General features: G+C 26.1%; 15 protein-coding genes. 14 read left to right on the top strand and 1 reads right to left on the bottom strand.

Features of this window, described 5'->3' with window-relative positions; all coding sequences use genetic code 11:
- Window positions 1–181: 181 nt before the first annotated feature.
- From rfbF to BMUR_RS14825, 12 genes are all read left to right on the top strand, one after another.
- The gene (rfbF, locus tag BMUR_RS00675; protein WP_013112669.1) at window positions 182–976 is read left to right on the top strand and encodes a glucose-1-phosphate cytidylyltransferase; all 795 of its coding nucleotides are present in this window, start codon (window positions 182–184) and stop codon (window positions 974–976) included.
- Window positions 958–2,019 (top strand): CDP-glucose 4,6-dehydratase, encoded by a 1,062-nt coding sequence (rfbG, locus tag BMUR_RS00670; protein WP_013112668.1) that lies wholly within the window; start codon window positions 958–960, stop codon window positions 2,017–2,019. The genes rfbF and rfbG overlap by 19 nt, the downstream gene beginning before the upstream one ends.
- A gap of 13 nt (window positions 2,020–2,032) precedes the next feature.
- Window positions 2,033–3,340 carry a lipopolysaccharide biosynthesis protein RfbH gene (rfbH, locus tag BMUR_RS00665; RefSeq protein ID WP_013112667.1) on the top strand — a complete coding sequence of 436 codons (1,308 nt, stop codon included), beginning with the start codon at window positions 2,033–2,035 and terminating at the stop codon, window positions 3,338–3,340.
- Entirely contained in the window at window positions 3,340–4,164 is an 825-nt protein-coding gene (locus BMUR_RS00660; protein ID WP_013112666.1) for a beta/alpha barrel domain-containing protein, read from the top strand. The genes rfbH and BMUR_RS00660 overlap by 1 nt, the downstream gene beginning before the upstream one ends.
- Before the next feature lie 8 nt (window positions 4,165–4,172).
- Window positions 4,173–5,954 (top strand): thiamine pyrophosphate-binding protein, encoded by a 1,782-nt coding sequence (locus BMUR_RS00655; protein WP_013112665.1) that lies wholly within the window; start codon window positions 4,173–4,175, stop codon window positions 5,952–5,954.
- Window positions 5,955–5,964: 10 nt separating this feature from the next.
- Window positions 5,965–7,212: a class I SAM-dependent methyltransferase gene (locus BMUR_RS00650; RefSeq protein WP_013112664.1), complete on the top strand. Its 1,248-nt coding sequence runs from the start codon at window positions 5,965–5,967 to the stop codon at window positions 7,210–7,212.
- A 49-nt stretch (window positions 7,213–7,261) separates the two neighbouring features.
- The gene (locus tag BMUR_RS00645) at window positions 7,262–8,284 is read left to right on the top strand and encodes an NAD-dependent epimerase/dehydratase family protein (protein ID WP_013112663.1); all 1,023 of its coding nucleotides are present in this window, start codon (window positions 7,262–7,264) and stop codon (window positions 8,282–8,284) included.
- Window positions 8,281–9,318, top strand: coding sequence for a glycosyltransferase family 2 protein (locus BMUR_RS00640; protein WP_013112662.1), 1,038 nt, complete (start codon window positions 8,281–8,283; stop codon window positions 9,316–9,318). The genes BMUR_RS00645 and BMUR_RS00640 overlap by 4 nt, the downstream gene beginning before the upstream one ends.
- Window positions 9,311–10,753 (top strand): glycosyltransferase family A protein, encoded by a 1,443-nt coding sequence (locus BMUR_RS14285; RefSeq protein ID WP_013112661.1) that lies wholly within the window; start codon window positions 9,311–9,313, stop codon window positions 10,751–10,753. Before BMUR_RS00640 ends, BMUR_RS14285 begins: the two co-directional genes overlap by 8 nt.
- 43 nt (window positions 10,754–10,796) lie before the next feature.
- Window positions 10,797–11,933, top strand: a complete 1,137-nt coding sequence (locus tag BMUR_RS00630; protein ID WP_013112660.1) for a glycosyltransferase family 2 protein — start codon at window positions 10,797–10,799, stop codon at window positions 11,931–11,933.
- 24 nt (window positions 11,934–11,957) lie between these two features.
- Window positions 11,958–13,343, top strand: a complete 1,386-nt coding sequence (locus BMUR_RS00625) for a radical SAM protein (RefSeq protein WP_013112659.1) — start codon at window positions 11,958–11,960, stop codon at window positions 13,341–13,343.
- A 158-nt stretch (window positions 13,344–13,501) separates the two neighbouring features.
- Entirely contained in the window at window positions 13,502–15,361 is a 1,860-nt protein-coding gene (locus BMUR_RS14825) for a methyltransferase (protein WP_013112658.1), read from the top strand.
- 120 nt (window positions 15,362–15,481) lie between these two features.
- On the opposite strand, the gene BMUR_RS00615 is transcribed toward BMUR_RS14825, so the two are convergent.
- Complete coding sequence (locus BMUR_RS00615; RefSeq protein WP_013112657.1) at window positions 15,482–16,789, bottom strand: UDP-glucose dehydrogenase family protein; 1,308 nt, start codon at window positions 16,787–16,789, stop codon at window positions 15,482–15,484.
- Between the two features lie 463 nt (window positions 16,790–17,252).
- Between BMUR_RS00615 and BMUR_RS00610 the strand changes: the two genes are divergently transcribed.
- Together BMUR_RS00610 and BMUR_RS00605 are read left to right on the top strand one after the other, a co-directional pair.
- Window positions 17,253–19,868 carry a homocysteine S-methyltransferase family protein gene (locus BMUR_RS00610; protein WP_041749961.1) on the top strand — a complete coding sequence of 872 codons (2,616 nt, stop codon included), beginning with the start codon at window positions 17,253–17,255 and terminating at the stop codon, window positions 19,866–19,868.
- Between the two features lie 226 nt (window positions 19,869–20,094).
- Complete coding sequence (locus tag BMUR_RS00605; RefSeq protein WP_041749960.1) at window positions 20,095–20,907, top strand: vitamin B12 dependent-methionine synthase activation domain-containing protein; 813 nt, start codon at window positions 20,095–20,097, stop codon at window positions 20,905–20,907.
- Window positions 20,908–20,966: the final 59 nt, after the last annotated feature.

Genomic DNA, 20,966 nt, shown 5'->3' with positions numbered 1-20,966 from the left:
ATATATGATTTATATTATTTATAAATCATATAAGTATAAAAAATATAATTATATGATTTATAGATAATAGTAAAATGTGTTGTTTGCTTATTGACATTTAATTTTTATAAGTTATAATAATTGTAATTAGTATGATTTTATTCCACTAATTACAATTATGTTTATAGTATGAGGTTAGTTAATGAAAGCTGTTATATTGGCGGGCGGATTTGGTACAAGACTTGGTGAAGAAACAAGTATAAGACCTAAACCTTTGATTGAAATAGGCGGAAGACCCATTATATGGCATATTATGAAATATTATTCCTATTTTGGTATTAATGATTTTGTAATACTTTTGGGATATAAAGGGTACATGATTAAGGAGTTTTTTGACAATTACAGAAGACATTTGTATGATATGAAAATAGATTTTAGAAATGATAATTCTGTAATTTTAAAAAAAGATATTAATAGTAATGTAGAAGAAGAAAATTGGATTATAGAGCTTGCGGATACAGGTGAAAATACTATGACAGGTGGAAGGTTAAAGAAAGCTTACCAATATCTAAAAGATGAGCCTACTTTCTGTTTTACTTATGGAGATGGGGTTTCAAATATTAATATAAAAGATGAAGTCGAGTTTCATAATAAGCATAAAAAAATAGCTACTGTTGGGGCAGTTTATCCTCCAGCTAGATTTGGTGCTTTAAAAATAGAAAATGATAATAGTGTATCAAATTTTATAGAAAAACCTAGAGGAGATAATGCATATATAAGCGGCGGATTTTTTGTATTAAATAATGATATTTTTAATTATTTAAGAGATGATAGTACAGTATTTGAACAAGAACCTTTAAGGAAATTATCTAGTGATAATGAGCTTATGGCTTTTAGACATGAAGGTTTTTGGCAGTGTATGGATACTCAAAGAGATAAATCTATACTAGAAGAAATGTGGAATAAAGGCAATGCTCCATGGAAACTTTGGAAATAAAAACAATATTTGAGATATTTAAAAATAAAAATATTTTAATTACAGGTCATACAGGATTTAAAGGAGCCTGGCTTTCAAAATTGTTATTAGAAGTAGGTTCTAATCTGAGCGGAATATCTTTAAAAGCTAATGATTTATCTCTATATAATTTGTTATCTCTGGATAAACAATTAAATTCGCATATATTAGATATTAGAGATGTAGATAATATAAAAAAAACAGTTTTAGATATTAATCCTGATATAATTTTTCATTTAGCAGCTCAGCCTCTTGTTATAGATAGCTATAACAGACCATTATATACATTTGAAACTAATGTTATTGGTACTATTAACTTAATGGAAGCTATGAGGCAATTAAATAATTTAGAATGTGCAGTTATGATTACAACTGATAAGGTTTATGATAATAAAGAATGGGTTTGGGGGTATAGAGAAAATGATTCTTTAGGCGGTCATGATCCATATTCATCCTCTAAGGCTTGTACTGAAATAGCTATAAAAAGTTATAAAAAATCATTTTTTAAAGATTTAAATATAGTTAGCGTAAGAGCAGGTAATGTTATAGGCGGAGGGGATTTTGCTGATAATAGAATAATACCTGATATCGTGAGGGCTATAGAAAAAAATATTCCTGTAGAATTAAGAAATCCTAATAGTGTAAGACCTTGGCAGCATGTACTTGATGTGCTTTATGGATATTTATTACTTGCTTATAATATAATTAATAAAAATGATGTGTCTGATAGTTATAATTTCGCCCCTATAGATGAAGGAAATAAATTTACTGTTGAGTACATAACCAAATGTTTTATAGATAATATTGGAAAAGGCAGTTATAAAGTAAATATTCAAGATACAAATAAAAAAGAGATGAATATGCTTAGATTAGATTCATCCCTTGCAAGAAAAGAATTAAAATGGAATGAAAGATTTAATACAGAAGAAGCTATAAAACAAACTGCTATTTGGTATAAAGAATATTTAAATAATAATGATTTAAATATAATAACTGATAAACAAATAAAAGAATATATTAATTGAAGGTTAATAAAGTATGGATAGAAATAAATTATTAGAAATGGTTAGAGAATATGCTAGAAAAGAATATGCCCCTAAAGAATTTGTAAAAGGATTAAGTTCTGTACCCGTTTCTGGCAGAGTATTCGATGAGGATGATGTTGCTGCATTGGTTGATAGTGCTTTAGATTTTCATCTTACAACATATAGATATAATGATGAATTTGAAAAAGGTTTAAAAGAGTTTTTCGGACTAAAATATGCTTTGACTTGTAATTCAGGTTCTTCAGCAAACTTAATTGCAGTAACTTCATTAACAAGCCATCTATTAAAAGATAGGGCATTAAAAGCTGTAGATGAAGTTATAACAGTTGCAGCAGGTTTTCCAACAACTGTTAATCCAATACTTCAAAATAATTTAGTACCTGTGTTTGTAGATGTAGAATTAAAAACATATAATGTAAATGTTGAAGAATTAGAAAAAGCCAAAAGTGATAAAACTAAAGCTGTTATTTTAGCACATACCTTAGGAAATCCTTTTAATATACAAAAAGTAAGAGAATTTTGTGATAAATACAATCTATGGTTGATAGAAGATTGCTGTGATGCATTGGGAAGTACTTATAATAATAAAAAAGTTGGAACTTTCGGAGATATTGCTACATTAAGTTTTTATCCTGCTCATCATATTACTATGGGGGAAGGCGGAGCAGTGCTTACAGATAACCCTATTTTAAAAAAAGCAATGGAAAGTATTAGAGATTGGGGACGTGATTGTTGGTGTTCTCCGGGATGTGATGATACTTGCAGACAAAGATTTTCACAAAAAATAGGAGATTTACCTGAGGGATATGATCATAAATATACATATTCACATTTAGGTTATAACTTAAAAATTACAGATATGCAGGCTGCTTGCGGTGTTGCACAATTAAGAAAAATTAATGAATTTATAGAAAAAAGAAAAGAGAATTTTAAAAAAATAAAAAATAAATTAGAAAAATTTAGCAAATATTTAATTCTGCCTAAGGAACAGGAAAATAGTGATCCTTCTTGGTTTGGTTTTCTGATAAGTGTAAAAGAAGAAGCACCATTTACAAGAAACGATATAGTAAAATATTTAAATGATAATAAAATTGGTACTAGATTACTATTTGCTGGAAATATTATTAAGCAGCCTTATATGATAGGACGTAATTATAGAATTGTAGGAGAACTTACAAATTCTGATTTTATTATGAATAATACTTTTTGGATTGGGGTTTATCCTGGAATTGATGATTCTATGATTGATTATGTTGAACTTATTATTGGAGAGTTTATATCAAATTTAGGAGGAAAATAATGATAGGAAATATTACAGTATTTGATTGTACATTTAGAGAAGCTGGATATCAAACAGGTTGGTTTTTTGATGAAGACTTTTGCAGAGATTATTATAAATTCGCACAATCTGCCGGTATTGATTATTTAGAACTAGGCTTTTTTCATAACAAAGAAGCAGATCCTAACAGAGGACATTTCCGTTATTGTAGTTTAGATAATGAAGAAATAAAAAATATTTTTTCAATTACAAAAAATACTGTTAAGCTATCTGCTATGAGAGATATTCAAAGACCTTTAAGTGAATTGCTTCCAAGAAAAGAAACGGTTATAGATGCAGTTAGAATACTTACAAGATCTAGCGAAACAGATTTCTCTGTTTTGGAAAAGCATGTAAAAGAAATTAAAGATTTAGATTATGAGGTATTTATTAATTTTACAAGTTCCGGTCATAATACAATAGATAAAAACAGAGAATTTGCTAAATTTGCTAAACAGCATGATATACCAGTCATATATTTTGCTGATACAGAAAGTATCTTTACCACTGAATATGTTAGAAATACATTAGAAGCATGCCGTGAAGAAGGTATTGAAGCCGGTATGCATTTTCATGATAAAAATGGTACTGCTGAAATGCTTTTGGAAGTAGCTTTGCATTATGGATGCAAATATACTGATATTACTATGATGGGACTTGGTGGGAAATGGCATGATGGTAATTTGTCTACTGAACATTTCTTAAGAAAATATAATTATAATCCTGGATATGAACAGACTAGATTAAAAACAATGCTTATACAAAATTTAATTAAATACAATAAGAGTACAGCAGCTGTTCTATAGGATTTTGTATGAAGGTTTCTGATTTTATATTTAAATTTCTAAATGAAGAATACAATGTAAAAGATGTATTTATGGTTTCTGGCGGTGGAGCTATGCATCTTAATGATTCAGTTGGAAACAATAAAAATATTAATGTCATATGCTGCCACCATGAACAGGCCTGTGCAATAGCTGCTGATGGTTACAGCAGAATTAATGGAAATTTATCTGTTGTTAATGTTACTACTGGACCTGGAGGAACAAATACATTAACGGGGGTTATTGGAGAATATTTAGATTCAGTTCCTGTCTTATATATTTCAGGACAGGTTAAATTTGAAACTACAATAGCGTCTTGCAGAGAACTTAATTTAAGACAGCTTGGTGATCAGGAAATAAATATCATAGATATAGTTAAACCTGTTACTAAATATGCAGTAATGGTTAAAGATCCATTAAGCATTAAATATGAAATACAGAAAGCTGTACATATAGCAAAATCTGGAAGAAAAGGTCCTGTTTGGTTGGATGTCCCTTTGGATGTTCAGGCTTCAGATATTGATGAAAATAATTTAGAAGAATATAAATTAAAAGATATAAATATTCCAATTATAAAAGAACAGATTGATGAAGTTATAAATATATTGCAGAATGCCAAATCTCCTGTTATTATAGCAGGTCATGGAATAAGACTTTCTAATTCTATAAAGGAATTTTATAAGTTAATAGATAAACTAGATATTCCTGTATTATCAACTTTTAATGGATTTGATATAATTCCTACAGATAATAAAAATTATGTTGGTCGTATAGGTACTATTGGTAATAGGTATGGAAATATAATTTTACAAAATTCTGATGTTGTATTGTCTTTGGCTTCAAGAAATAATATAAGACAAATTGGTTATAATTATGAAAATTTTGCTAAAAATGCTAAGCATATTATAGGAGTAGATATAGATAATGCTGAACTTAATAAACCTACTATAAATTACACATTGAAAATCAATAATGATGTTAATCTATTTATTAATACTTTAAATGATTCATTAGAAAATATTGAAGTAAATAAACATACCAAATGGAGAGAATGGGCTTTAAATATAAAAAATAAATATTCAAATCTTTTAGATGAATACACAGTTTCTAATGATGTAAATCCTTATTATTTTACTTATAAATTAACAAATAAATTATCAAATGATGATATAGTAACTTGTACAAATGCTACACCTAGTTTAGCTTTATTTCAAGTAGGTATAGTGAAAGAAAATAATAGAATGTTTTGTAATTCTGGATGTGCTGCTATGGGATTTGGTTTGCCTGCATCTATTGGTGCAGCAGTTTCATCTAAAGATAAAAATGTTATTTGTTTAGAAGGTGATGGAAGTTTAATGATGAATCTTCAAGAACTTCAAACTATTTCTCATTATAACTTGAATATTAAACTATTTTTATATAATAATAATGAGTATGCTTCCATTAGACAGACACAAGATAATTTCTTTAAAACAAGAACAGGTTGTGATTTTAATTCTGGTGTATCTTTTCCTAATTGGGAATTTATTGCCAAGGCGTTTAATTTGAAATACTTTTGTATAGATAAAAAAGAAAATATTAACAACATATTAGATGAAATTTTAAATATAAATGGTCCTGTATTTTGTGATGTAATCTTAGAAAAAGATTATTTATTTTTGCCAAAAATTTCATCTGAAAAACTTCCTAATGGTAAAATGGTAAGCCGTTCATTAGAAGATATGACTCCCCTACTTTCCAAAGAAGAATTAAGCGAAAATATTTATATATAAAGGATAATTTATGGTATTGCAAAGAATATGCCCTATATGCGATTGTGAAGAAGGTGAAAATCTTTATGAAATAAATTTTGCTAAAGCTAAAGAAGAATTTATACCAGAACATTATGATATAGTTGCCTGTAATAATTGCGGATTTATTTTTAATAATACTGTTTGGACTCAAAAAGATTATGATAAGTATTATTCAAATACTACAAAATATTCATCTAGTTTTACTTCAGGTGCTGGAGGATTGTCAAATTTAGATAAGATAAGATATAATGGTGTAATAGATAGAATAGAAAAATTTATTAATAAAGATAGCAGCATAATTGATATTGGATGTGCTAAAGGAGGACTTTTAAGAGCTTTTCAAGATAGAGGATATACTAATTTATATGGTATTGAGTCTTCTAAGGAAGCTATAGAAAATTTGAAACAATATAATATAGGAGGAGAAGCTTCTAGTATTTTTGATTTAAAAAATATTGACAAAAAATTTGATGTTGTAATATTAAGCCAAGTTTTAGAGCATATATATGACTTAAAAAATGTAAAGTATATATTAGAGAATATATTAAATGATAATGGTATATTATATATCGATATTCCTGATGCTACATCGTATATAAAAAATAAGTTAGCAGCATATTATTATTTTGATTTGGAGCATATAAATCATTTTTCATTAATTACATTAGAATATTTATTTGATAACTTTAAATTAGTAGAAAAAGATTCATTTTATTTTGATAATGTTTCAAATATAAAATCATATATAATATATGGTGTTTTTCAAAAGGGTATTAAACTATTTATAAATAAATTAAAAGATTTTGAAGCTATAAAAAAAATGAAAGAATATATTAATTATAGCTGTGAAATAGATAAGTATACAATAAATAATATAGATAATACAAAATCAACTTATTGTTGGGGATTTGGAGCTTTTTTAAGAAGAATATTATTAGATAAAAAATATTTTTCTAATTGTAATATTGATGGAATAATAGATAAAAATGAGTCATTTTCTGGTAAGAAAATTATTGATTATAAAGGTAATAAAATAGAAGTATTTACTCCTAATATACTTCAAAATACTGATAATGTTATAATAACCTCTATCTTATATTCTGAAATTATTAAACAGGATTTATTAAATGATGTAAAATTTAATGGCAGAATACATGAATTGAGAGCAGAGCAGAGCAGAGCAGAGCAGAGCAGAGCAGAGCTAATATTTAGTTATTACTGTGAGGAGGCAGCATAGAGTTTGTTTCTATTATCGTAAACTTGTATCTAAAAATAAAAGGAAAATAATGATTAATAATATAATATTGGAAGATGTAGAGTTTATTTTTAATCAATTAAAAATTTTAACAGATTTAAGTAAATTAGATGATTCTAGTATATTAATTACTGGAGGTACTGGTTTATTTGGAAAATCTATTTTAAATTTTTTGATGTATATAAGGCAATATTATAGTTTTGATATTACCGTATTAACTAGAAACAAATATAATTTTTTATTTGATAATCCTTATTGTAATACTGACTTTATTCACTTTATAAATGGAGATATAAGAAATTTTAATCCCGGTAAAGAATATGATTATATCATACATGCCGCTGCTCCTGCTTCAGAAAAATTAGAAAAAGAAAATCCTTCAGAAATGTATTCTATAATATTAGATGGTACTAAAAATATAATAAATATAGCTAATAGTATGAATGTTAAAAAATTGTTGTTTACTAGTTCTGGAGCTGTTTATGGTGAGCAGTATGAATCAATAAAGTCATTTGAAGAAACATATTATGGCTCCCCTACCACATTTTATGGTAAAGCTAAAAAAATATCAGAAGAACTATTTTTAAACTCAGGTATAAATGTAAGTATAGCAAGATGTTTTGCCTTTGTTGGTCCATATTTAAATTTAAATATACATTTTGCTATCGGTAATTTTATTAGAGATGTCATTCAAAATAAAAATATAATAATAATGGGTGATGGAAGACCTTTAAGGAGCTATTTATATACTGCTGATTTAGTAATATGGCTTTTTGTGATGTTATTAAATTCTAATAATAAAAGTATATATAATGTAGGTTCTTCTTATGAAATATCTATATATGATTTGGCAAAAAAAGTTTCTAATTCTATTAATAATTATGATGGAAATATAGAAGTATTGACTAAACCTAACTATAACTACCCTACTCCTAAATATGTACCAAATAATTCTAAAATTATTGAAGAATTAAAAGTAAAAGAAAATTATACTTTAGATGATGCAATAAAAAGAACAATAAAATGGAATTTATCTGTTGGAGTTATAAAATGAATACCTTTCCATTAGTTTCTGTTTTAATACCTACATATAATAGGAAAGATTTATTAAAAAGGGCTTTAGAGAGTGTTTTAAAACAAACATATAAAAATATAGAAATATATGTTACAGACAATGCTTCAACAGATGGTACTTTTGATTTTATGCAAGAATTTTCAAAGAGTGATAAAAGAATTATTTATAATAGAAGGGAAAAAAATATTGGACCATTATACAATGGCTCTGAGGCATATAAACATTTAAAAGGAAAATATGCAATTATTTTATGTGATGATGATTATTTTATAAGTAATACATTTTTTGAGAATTCTGTGAAAGCAATGGAAGAAAATGAAAATATTGTTATTGTTAGAGGCGTTGTAAAATGTTTTAATGAGAAAAATAATAATATTTTTATAGATATATATAATTCTAAAGAATATATAAAAGGCATTGATTATCTTTTAAATTATGCTAATCATGAAGGATATGATAATATAACATCATTTTTTGCTATGTTTAGAAAATCTGCTGCTGATAAAACAGAAGTATTCTCAAAAGCATTGCCTTCTGGAGATACTTGGTTATGGTTGTATTTATTTCTATATGGAGATGTATATTTTTTATCTAATGAAATTATAGGATGTTATGTTGAACATAATTTTGGTCAGGATAAATATAATATAGATACGATATCAAATATAGATTATATGAATGAATTAATAATTGATTTGAAAACTAAAGCTAAGAATTTATATCCTAATTATGCAAATGAAATAGATATTAAAATTGAAAAAATATTTTCTAATATACTAATTTGGCACACAGCACAGCTTTGTAAAGTTATTGGTAAGAAAAAAGCATTTAAGATAATAAAATCAAAAGAGATAATAAAAAAATATCCTAAAATAAAATCTGCTATATTTGGTTCATTAACTTTTACTATTCCGTTCAAATTGGTTTTATTTGGTATAGAAGTAGATGAAAAGTTTATTCAATTATTTATTTTTGGATTTAGTATTAACATAAGGAGAAAAAAATATGTATAATCCTAACTCAAATATGCCATTATTGTCAGTAATTTTAACAACATATAATAGAAAAGATATGTTAAAGAAAGCTATAGATAGTGTATTAGAACAAGATTATGAGAATATAGAATTAATAATATCTGATAATGCTTCTGAAGATGGTACAGATATTATGGTTCAAGAATATTTAAAAAATAATAAAAATATTATTTATATAAGGAGAGATATCAATATAGGGTCAGAAAATGGTTATAAGGCATATGATGACTATGCTAATGGAAAATACATATTCTTCCTTTGTGATGATGACTATTTAATGGGAACAACTTTTTTTTCACATGCTGTTGATATTTTAGAAAAGCATGAAAATATTATAATTGTTTCTGGTCATGTATGTATGTATATTGAAGGAATGAATAAATATCTAAATCAACCATATTGTAAAGAAAATTTTATTAATGGTATCGATTATTTTATAAATCAGTCTAGTACAACTTTAGGAGGTAAATATCAAGAGATTGTATCGCTATTTTTACTTATGAGAAAGAAAGACTTAGATAATAATATAGCATTTAAAAAATATAAGTATAGTGGAGATGTCGCAATAAAGACATATGCAGAATCTATGGGAGATATATATATACTTAATGAATATATAGGTTGTTATTATATAAATTTAGGTACAAATAGTGATTCATCAAATAAAGATAGATTAGAGAAAGAAATATATGATACTTTTGATTTTATTGATTTACTTATAGATAGATATACTTCTTTATATCCTAAATATAAAAAATTTTGGAATGATTATATACCAATTTTTATATTTGATTGGCATATTAGATACAGACTTCTTAGGAGTTTTAATTTATATGATAGTAAAAATCATAAAAAAAATTTAAAAGAATTAAAGATATTTTTAAAGAAATCATGTATTAAGAAAAAAAATAAAAAAGGGTATAAATTTTTAATGAATGTATTTTTTCCTAAAGCTCAGTTTCACTTTTTATTATTTGAGTTTTCTTTTTATAAAATATATTTTAATTTATTTTCTATAAGAAGATTTCAACATTATTTTAGAATAACATTGTTTAGCATCAATTTTACTTTTAAATTAAAAAAGAACGAATATTATCATGCACCAGCTTTATATGCTTATGCTACAAGAAATATAAATAAAAATGAAAAACTGGATGTATATTATAAATTAGAAAAAGAATCAAATAATCAATTAAGTTCATATTTAAATATTAATAATTTTTGGGCTTCTGAAGATATTTTGAAAGATGCACCAATTACAAAGTTAAATTCAACAGACCAGACCAGACCAGACCAGACCAGACCAGACCAGACCAGACCTAATTTTTACATATATAGCGATTATATATATTTTTATAATAATTCAAAATATAAAAAAATACAACCTATGTTGCAATATAAAATTGTGGCATAGGTTGTATTTTTTTATATGATTATAAATATTTGGAGTAAATAATATGAGTTTTGATATTAATAAAGATTTGGATATTATTTTAATAACATATAATAGAATTAATAAATTAAAGGAAATCGTATCTGATATATTGGATGAAAACAGTCCTATAAAAAAATGTCAAATTACTTTTTTAGATAATTGCTCTACTGATGGTACTAGTGAATTTTTAGAAGAAATATCGCAAAAATATGATAATATTACACATATTAGACATAAAATTAATATAGGAGGCAATGCTAATATAGTTAGGGCTTTTGAGTATGTTACTAAAAAATATTTTTGGATATTATGTGATGATGATAGACTTAGCTTTGAGCATTGGCATAAAATATATGATGCTTTAAAAAGTGATCAATATGATATAATACAAACCTATACAGATCCTAAAGTTTTCTCAGGGGAAACGTATAATGAAAAACTGGCTAAATTATTAATAGAAATTGTACTTCTTCCTGCTGCAATATATAGATCTAAATATTTAAAAAACGATGTTATTTTCAATGCATATATTAACATATATGCATTAATACCTCATATGGCATTAATTTCAGAAATTATAAATAACAACGGAAAAATATATTTTTGTGATGGATATGATAAACAAATAGTATTACAAGGAAGGTCTGAGGCAAACTACAAGAAAGGTATAAAAAAAACGGTTCATCCATTTGTACAGGCTATGGATTTATCTATAGGATTTATATTAAGTTTATGTATGATTAAAGATAAAGAACTTAAATATAAATGTATAGATAGAATGAGAAGTTATTTAGGAATGACATTTCCAGGATTTATTGGAGAAATGCCTTATTATTGGATTAAAATTGGACTTAAAGATAATATTATGCCTATATATGATTCTTGTAATGATATTCAAAAAAAGGTATTTTTAGAAAGATTAATGGAAATTACTTATGAGTTTAAAAAATATAATAAAAACATATTAAAAATATTTAATTTTCACATACTAAATTTACATAAAATTGAAAGAATATTTTTTTCTATTTCTTTTATTGGTTTTAGTTTCAGTAAAAATAGAGAATATCCTAAATTGTACTCTTTATTTGGATTTATTAAAGATATATATTATATAAGATTTACAATATTATTTGTATTTAAGTTAACTATTAAATTATAAAATATTTATGGAGGATAATATAATATGCATAATTTTAAACCTAATGACAAAGTAAAAATTTGTAAATATATAGAATCTGGTGTAAGATTTTCTTATGAAGGTATAACATGTTGTTGTGCTAACACATTTATATCTCCAGTCATAATAACAGCAGAAGAAATGAAAAGTGGAAAAGTTACTTATGAATTAGTTGTAGAAAGAAGAAAAGAATTATTTGAAAGAGTTAATGGATTAAGAGATGGAGATACAGGTTCTTGTCTGAAATGTAATCTATTAATGGAAAGAGAATATAAAGATGTAAATTTTGAGTATTTGGGAGGGCATGGATATAGTTCAGGATTTAATATACAGCATTTTACCTCTTGTAATTTAAGATGCTCATATTGCATTTTTACTAAAGAAAATACATTCAAACCTCCTATTTATAGTAATTTAATAGAGTTTATAGAATTATTTAGAAGCAGAGGAAAATTAGTAGGTGGCAATTGGATAGAATTTAATGGAGGAGAACCTACACTATTAAATAATTTTAATGAGATTTTAGATTATTTAGTAGAAAATAATTGTGGTACTGTTATGCTTTTTAGTAATTCATTAAAGTATAGTGAATCTGTATATAATGCATTGAAGGAAAATAAAATATGTATAACAACATCATTAGATGCAGGTACTCCTTCTACTTATAAAAAGATGAAAAGAGTTGATGGTTATGCCAAAGTATTAGAAAATATGATTAGATATAAAAAGAGCGGTACTAAAAATATGTTTGTACTTAAATATATTATATGTGAAGAGAATAGGACAGATGATGATTTATATGGCTTTGTATTTGCTATGCTTTTAATAAAACCTTCTCATGTTTATATATGTCCAGATTTTCCATATGGAGATAGAGATATACCAGAAGAAAGCGTTGAGTTTGGAGCTAGAATGTGGGTTCTTTTAGAGAAATATGGTAAAGGTTCAACAATTGTGTATATACAGTCAGATGATATGAATGGTGACCCTAAATTTGCTAAGTTTTCAGATGATATAAGAAAAAAATATCAAGAATTAAAAGATAGTATGAATTATCAAGAAGATTTATATAATATAGTCAAGATTAATGAAAGCTTGTCAAATAATTTAGAATTATATAATATTATTAATTCCTATGAAAATAAATTAAATAATATATCAAATAATATAAATAAATTAGCTTGGTGGATACCTGTTAAAAAATGGAGAGATAATTTTAGAAATAAAATGTTAAATACAGACCAGACCAGACCAGACCAGACCAGACCAGACCAGACCAGACCAGACCAGACCAGACCTAATTACTATATATGTAGTGATTACATATGTTTTTATAATAATTCAGAATTTAAAAAAACACAACCTATGTTGCAGTATAAAATTGCCGCATAGGTTTTTTCTAATATAATGGTCATTTCTATATTACTTATCTAGTTTAATAGTTGTTTATATATATAATTAATTAAGAAAAATTGATAAAATTAATATTAAATGTTATAATAGAAATATTATATAATTTTTTACATTTTATAAAATGAGGTAAGCACAAAATGTTTGAAAATATAAATTTAAAATACTATAATGGAAAAGATTCATATAATGATGGAGATATTGAAAATGATATATTAAATATTGTTTTAAATAATGATGGTAGTGATGATTATAGAACTATTTTAGATAATAATAATAATTGGTTTGTTTTTGTTAATTTGGTTTCTGAAAGAAGAAATTTATTAGAATGGTATAATTTTAAACCTAATAGTTCTATTATAGAGATAGGAGCAGGTCCTGGTGCTATAACAGGTGTATTATGTGAAAAGTTAAATAAAGTAACAGCTGTAGAACTATCTTATAGAAGAGCTAAAATTAATAGTGTAAGAAATTCTAAATATAAAAATTTAGAAATAATGGTTGGAAATTTAAATGATATGGAGTTTGATAGAAAATTTGATTATGCTGTATTGGTAGGTGTATTAGAATATGCTTCTGTTTTTACTAATACTAAAAATCCATATGTAGATTTTTTAAAAAATATAAAAAAATTATTGACAGATGATGGAATTATAATTATTGCTATAGAAAATAGATATGGTTTAAAATACTTTGCTGGAGCTCATGAAGATCATACGGGACAAATATTTGATGGTATAGAGGGGTATAGAAATGTTAATTGGGTTAGAACATTTGGTAAATTAGAGATAACAAATATTTTAAAAGATTCAGGATTCAATTATACATCATTTTATTATCCATATCCTGATTATAAAACGCCAAGATTAATATTTTCAGATTCTAAACTTCCATCAGTTGATGACATATTAGATTATAATACTCCAAATTACGATTATGATAAATTAAGTTTTTTTAATGAAAAATTGGCACTTGATGGAATTGTAAAAAATAAACAGTATGATTTTTTTGCTAATTCTTTTCTTATTTTCTCTTCAGCTAAGAAATTTGATAATGAATGTAGTTTTGTAAAATACAATAGATATAGAGACAATAAATTTCAAATTGAAACTTCAATTAATAATTCAAAAAAAGTATTTAAAAAGGCATTAAAACCAGAAGGTATTAAGTATTTAAAAGATATGGTTAAATATTATAATTATGTAAAATCTAACTTTAATAATATAAATATAGCAGAAAGTTATATGATAGCTGATAATGTTTTATCTATGGAATATATTGAAGGCGATTCATTGAAGAATATTCTTAAAATCTGTATAGAAAATAATGATATAGAAAAATATAGATTTTATTTTAATAAGTATATTGATCTTTTAAGAAGTTTTAATATTGTTGAAATAGATTTTTCTAATTTGAAAGAGTTTGAAAATATTTTTTCTAATTATTATTCTGATTTATATGGTCCAGCAATTGAATATGCCAATATTGATTTGACTTTTAGTAATATAATAGTTGATAAAAATGATAATTTTTATATTATAGATTATGAATTATGTTTCAATTTTTATTGCCCATTATATTATATAATATCTAGAGCAGTTGATGATTTTATATATAATATTTTCTGTAATGACGAAAATACCAAAATTATATATGGTATTTTGTCTGAATATTACCCTATATACAAGGATACAGATAGGATTATCATTAAACATTCAAAAACAGAATTAAAATTGATTGATTTTTTGGGAACTAGCATTACTTCTACTAGAGAAAATCAATTAAAAAATATAACAGATTATAGACAGAATATATCTAATTTAAAATTAGAAATAGAAAATATAAATAATAGATATATATTGGAAATTGAAACCATAAAAAATAATATTAATAAATTAGCCTGGTGGATACCAGTCAAAAAGTGGCGTGATAATTTCAGAAATAAAATGTTAAATACAGACCAGACCAGACCAGACCAGACCAGACCAGACCAGACCTAATTAATATATGTATGGATTACATATGTTTTTATCATAATCCAAAACATAAAAAAATACAACCTATGTTTATATTTTATAAAGCTGCCTAGGTTGTATTTTTTGTAAAATCTTTGTTGTTTATTACCCTATTCTAATATATTTTAAACCTCTTTCCTCTAAAACATTTCTATCATAAATATTTCTACCGTCAAATATTACTTTATCTTTTAACATATCTCTAACTCTATTAAAATCCGGACGCCTGAATTCATTCCATTCTGTTATAAGAAGTAATGCATCTGTATTTTCTAGTGTGTTATATGAAGAACTAGCATATAGAATTTTATCTCCAAATATAATTTTGGCAGTTTCTATAGCTTTGGGATCATAAGCTTTAATAATTGCCCCTTTTTCAAGTAAAGTATTTATTATGGTAATAGATGGTGCTTCTCTCATATCATTAGTATTAGGCTTAAAAGCAAGCCCCCATACAGCAAAAGTTTTACCTTTAATATTGTTATTATAATACTTTTCTATTTTTTTAATAAATACTTCTCTCTGATTAAAATTAACGGAATCAGCAGATTTTAATATATCATATTCGCATCCATTTTCTTTAGCAGTGTTTAATAATGCTTTCACATCTTTGGGAAAGCAGCTTCCGCCATAACCCAAACCTGGAAATAAAAACTGACTTCCTATACGTCTATCAGCTGCCATTCCAAGCCTTACCATATCAACATTAGCACCTACTTTTTCACAAATATTAGCTATCTCATTAATATATGATATTTTAACAGCCAAAAAAGAGTTAGCGGCGTATTTAGTCATCTCAGCAGATTTAATATCCATTGTAATAACTGGATTTCCTGTTCTTAAGTAAGGTGCATATAATTCATACATTATTTTAGTAGCTCTTTCAGAATTAGAACCAATTACTATTCTATCAGGCTTTAATGAATCCTCAACAGCTGCTCCTTGTTTTAAAAACTCAGGATTAGATACTACATCAAATTCATTTTTAAACTCTTCTTCTGCATTATTTTTTATTATTTCACTAACTTTCTCAGCAGTTCCTACAGGTACAGTTGATTTATCAACTATAACCTTATATCCGTTTAATGCTTTACCTATTTGCTCTGCCACAGTATAAACATACTTCATATCAGCGGAACCATCTTCTCCTTGCGGAGTACCCACCGCTATAAAACATATTAATGATTCTTTAACTGCTTTTTCTAAATCTGAACTGAATGAAAGTCTTTTCTCAGCAACATTAAATTTAATCAAATCTTCCAATCCCGGCTCATAAATTGGAATAATACCATTCTTTAATTTACTTAATTTTTCTTTATCATTATCAACACATATTACAAAATTACCCATTTCAGCAAAACAAGCCCCTACAACCAACCCAACATATCCAGTACCTATTACACATATATTCATAATTATTAACCTCTCTTATATTTATTAAAATATATTTCAGATAAAAAATGATTAATGTAAATACATTATATAAATTTATATCAATATTGTCAATATATAATTCATAAAAACTATTAATATACTTTTTTAAAACTAAATTAATTAATATTATATTGTATTCATTTTTATCATTTTATTTTTGTGATTAAGTCTTTGATAATTTATTGTTGATACAAATAAGAAAAATACTAATTTTTTATTTATTATTTATATATAAAACATCATATTATATATAATTAAAAAGTTTACAACTAATTTTATTAAATAGCATTTAAATAAATTAAATATATGTTTTTTATACAAAAAAATATAAAAAACTTACACTCCTAAACATAATTATAAAAATACAAACTTGTTATATTTGTATTTTTATATTAGAATGTTTTTATGTAGTGTAAAAAATATGATTGGAGTATAAATAATAATGAAAAATATAAAAGAAAAATTAAGGCAACTTATAAAAGAACAGTATTTGATAATAGATGGAGCCACTGGTACAGAACTTCAAAAAAAAGATATAAAAAAAGAATATTGGATTATAAACGGCAATAATGTAGAAGGCTGCAATGAAATATTAAATATGACAGCACCCTATATAATGAAAGAAATACATATAGATTATTTAAATGCAAATGCTAACATCACAAAGACTAATAGTTTTGGGTCTATACCTTGGGTATTAAGCGAATATGATATTGCAGATAAAACTTATGAATTAGCTAAAAAAGCTGCATTAATAGCAAATGAAGCTAGAGAAGAATATTTAAAAAATCCTAGTTCTAAAGGAGATTTGAACAGAGATATTTTTATTGCAGGCAGTTTAGGTCCGGGAGTAAAACTACCTAGTCTTGGACAAATTAGCTTTGATGAAATGTATAATGGCTACACTGAAGCTGCAAGAGGATTGATAGACGGAGGAGTTGATATTATACTTCTTGAAACAGCACAAGATGTACTGCAATTAAAAGCAGCTATATTGGCAGTTAATGACACAGCAAAAAATCTAAGTAAAGAAATACCAATAATGGTTTCTGTAACAATAGAAAAAGAAGGCACTATGCTTTTGGGTACTGATATAGAAACAGCATATACAATACTTTCAAATTTGGATATATTTTCTATAGGTATGAACTGCGGAACAGGTCCAGACATGGCAATGCGTCATATAAAAAAACTTTCTGAAATATCATGTTTACCAATATCAATACACAGCAATGCAGGACTTCCAGAAAACAGAGAGGGAAAAGCATATTATAGTATGACACCTGAAGAATTCGCAGATATTAACAGTGAGTTTTTTAATTTGAACGGGCTTGCATTCATAGGGGGCTGCTGCGGTACAACTCCTTTGCATATAGAAGCATTAGCCGAAAAAGTAAAAGGAGTGAAACCCAAAAAACCTGCCTTAGAAAAACCAAGACCTTATATAGCAAGTTTGTTTAATTCTGTAAGTATAAAACAAGAACCTGCTCCTTTAATGATAGGAGAGAGAAGCAATGCTACAGGAAGTAAAATATTCAGAGAGCTTATGATCGCAGGCGATATGGACGGCATGCTTGATATAGGAATAAAGCAGGTAAAAGCTGGAAGCCATGCTATAGATGTTAATGCTGCGTGGGCTGGACGTGATGAAATAGAAGATATTACTAAAATTATTTCAGCTTATGTTAAACAAATTTCTCTGCCATTAGTTATTGATGCTATAAAACCTAATGTTATAGAAGCAGCTTTAAAAGTATATGGAGGAAAACCCATAATAAACTCGGCTAATATGGAGCAGGGAGAAGAAAAATTTGATGCAATATGTTCTCTTGCCAAAAAATACGGAGCTTCTATTATGCTTCTTACAATAGATGAAAAAGCTATGGCATTAACTTGCGAAGATAAATTAAGAATGTCTGAAAGAATGTATGAGCGTGCTGTCAATGTTCATAAAATACTTCCTCATGATATAATATTTGATCCTCTTACATTTACACTTGCAAGCGGCGATGAGAACAGTTTTTTAGCCGGAGTAGAAACACTTAATGCTATAAAAGAACTTTCAATAAGATATCCGGAAAGCTCTATAAGTTTGGGGGTATCAAATATATCTTTCGGGCTTAAAGAAGAAGCTAGAAAAATAATGAACTCTGTATTTTTATATGAAGCTATTAATCATGGACTTACTACTGCTATTGTTAATGTAGCTCAAATACTTCCATTGTCAAAAATAGATGAAAAAGAAATAGAATTAGCAAAAGAGTTAATATACAATAAAAACATTACTAAAGAGCCTCTTATAAATTATATAAATCATTTCTCTGACAAAAAAGAAAAGAAAGAATTAAACCCTGAAGGAAATATAAAAAAGCCTATAAGAGAAGCCATAAGAGATGCTATGCTTGACGGCGAGTGGAAAGATATGCAGGTATTACTTAATGAGGTAAAAGAAAACAGCGAAGAGTTTGGAGGCGAAAAATTATTTGCTCAGGCTATAATAGATGAAATACTTCTTCCTACTATGGCTGATATTGGAGTAAAATTCGGAGAAGGTACTATACAGCTTCCTTTTGTTTTAGGTTCTGCGGAAGTTATGAAAAAAAGTGTTGACTTTTTATCTGAGTTTTTAGAAAAAAAGAAACAGGAGAAAACAGCTAAAATAATACTTGGTACTGTAGCAGGAGATGTGCATGATGTAGGTAAAAACCTAGTTGAAATAATCATAAAAAATAATGGATTTGAAACTGTTAATCTTGGCACTAAAGTTCCTATAGAAAAATTTATAGAAGCGTATCAGGAACATAATGCAGACTGCATAGGTATGTCTGGGCTTTTGGTAAAATCTACTGAAGTTATGAAAGATAATCTTGCATACATTAGAGATAAAGGATTAAAAATACCAATTTTGCTTGGAGGAGCTGCTTTAACTAAAGATTTTGTTGAAAACACTTGCAAAAAAGTTTATGGAGATACTGCTAAAATATTTTACTGTAAAGACGGATTTGATGATATATTAGCAATAAAAGAAATAATAGCTGACAGAGATAAAGAAAAATAATTTTTTATTATCGTTAGTTTATTGATTTAATAATTAATATTTGATTAGTAATACTAAAAGTTAAGTATAGTTAGTAAGTGTACTAGCAATCAAGCATGCTTATAGTATAATAACAATAAATAAAGTGAGCCGAAGCCAGCTAGTGAGTTTACTCGCTAGCTCTTTATAGGCTGAGGCGACCGAGTAGGCACCCTTACGGGTGACATAACAACAATAAGGAAGAATTATGCCAGAAATAAATCATAAAAATCATCAACATTATATAAATAAACCTCCTTTCTATGGAAGGAAAGTTTTTGAGTTTAATAAAGAGACAGAAAAAAAAGCTTTTGATATGATTAATAAAGTTAGGCTTTTTAGAGCAGGTTTTGGATATTCTGCTAAAAATCAGGACATTGAAAAATATAATGAGATGATAAAAACTAAAGTTGAGCCTAAATACGAAGAGATGAAAAATAATATAATAGAAAATAATTTAATAAAGCCTGTAATGATTTACGGATTTTATAAAACTACTACAGAAAATGATAAATTATATATATATGATGTTGATTTTAATACTAATCAATTAAAAGATGAAAAAATAGAGATACCTTTAGAGCGTATGGAGAAAGAACCTTATAACTCTATAGTAGATTTTTTTGATAAAGATGAAGACACTATAGGTTTTACTCTTGTAAGTCTTGGAGAGAAGTTTGCAGGATTTTTAAAAGGGCTTTATGATAATGATGATTATAAAGATTATTATTTTTATAATGCAATAGGTACACATATTATAGAGAACTATGTTGATATACTTCAAACTCATATGGATAATTTACTTAATTTAAAAAATAATGGAAAAAGAGATCATGTAGGATGCAGATACTCTTTTGGATATAAAGCTCTTACGAATATGTACGGTAACAGAATAATTTTTGATAAATTAAAGCCTGAAGAGTTTAAAGTTACTCTTACAGAAAGCTATATGATGGATCCTGAGCTTAGTACTTGTGCTATAGTTTCATTTTGCGAGGATTCTTATTATTTTGCTAATTAAATAACATAGGGTATTTTAAACTAAATAATAAAATACCCCATTTAGTTATAATGTATCAA

Source organism: Brachyspira murdochii DSM 12563 (genome assembly GCF_000092845.1).
Lineage (GTDB): Bacteria > Spirochaetota > Brachyspiria > Brachyspirales > Brachyspiraceae > Brachyspira > Brachyspira murdochii.
The sequence above is the reverse complement of the archived record's forward strand: the minus strand, read 5'-3'. Positions and strand labels throughout refer to the sequence as shown.

What these genes read in the sequence shown, in the direction of transcription:
- rfbF (WP_013112669.1), top strand. Translation starts at nt 182, where the DNA reads ATGAAAGCTGTTATATTGGCGGGCGGATTTGGTACAAGACTTGGTGAA.
- rfbG (WP_013112668.1), top strand. Translation starts at nt 958, where the DNA reads ATGGAAACTTTGGAAATAAAAACAATATTTGAGATATTTAAAAATAAA.
- rfbH (WP_013112667.1), top strand. Translation starts at nt 2,033, where the DNA reads ATGGATAGAAATAAATTATTAGAAATGGTTAGAGAATATGCTAGAAAA.
- BMUR_RS00660 (WP_013112666.1), top strand. Translation starts at nt 3,340, where the DNA reads ATGATAGGAAATATTACAGTATTTGATTGTACATTTAGAGAAGCTGGA.
- BMUR_RS00655 (WP_013112665.1), top strand. Translation starts at nt 4,173, where the DNA reads ATGAAGGTTTCTGATTTTATATTTAAATTTCTAAATGAAGAATACAAT.
- BMUR_RS00650 (WP_013112664.1), top strand. Translation starts at nt 5,965, where the DNA reads ATGGTATTGCAAAGAATATGCCCTATATGCGATTGTGAAGAAGGTGAA.
- BMUR_RS00645 (WP_013112663.1), top strand. Translation starts at nt 7,262, where the DNA reads ATGATTAATAATATAATATTGGAAGATGTAGAGTTTATTTTTAATCAA.
- BMUR_RS00640 (WP_013112662.1), top strand. Translation starts at nt 8,281, where the DNA reads ATGAATACCTTTCCATTAGTTTCTGTTTTAATACCTACATATAATAGG.
- BMUR_RS14285 (WP_013112661.1), top strand. Translation starts at nt 9,311, where the DNA reads ATGTATAATCCTAACTCAAATATGCCATTATTGTCAGTAATTTTAACA.
- BMUR_RS00630 (WP_013112660.1), top strand. Translation starts at nt 10,797, where the DNA reads ATGAGTTTTGATATTAATAAAGATTTGGATATTATTTTAATAACATAT.
- BMUR_RS00625 (WP_013112659.1), top strand. Translation starts at nt 11,958, where the DNA reads ATGCATAATTTTAAACCTAATGACAAAGTAAAAATTTGTAAATATATA.
- BMUR_RS14825 (WP_013112658.1), top strand. Translation starts at nt 13,502, where the DNA reads ATGTTTGAAAATATAAATTTAAAATACTATAATGGAAAAGATTCATAT.
- BMUR_RS00615 (WP_013112657.1), bottom strand. Translation starts at nt 16,789, where the DNA reads ATGAATATATGTGTAATAGGTACTGGATATGTTGGGTTGGTTGTAGGG.
- BMUR_RS00610 (WP_041749961.1), top strand. Translation starts at nt 17,253, where the DNA reads ATGAAAAATATAAAAGAAAAATTAAGGCAACTTATAAAAGAACAGTAT.
- BMUR_RS00605 (WP_041749960.1), top strand. Translation starts at nt 20,095, where the DNA reads ATGCCAGAAATAAATCATAAAAATCATCAACATTATATAAATAAACCT.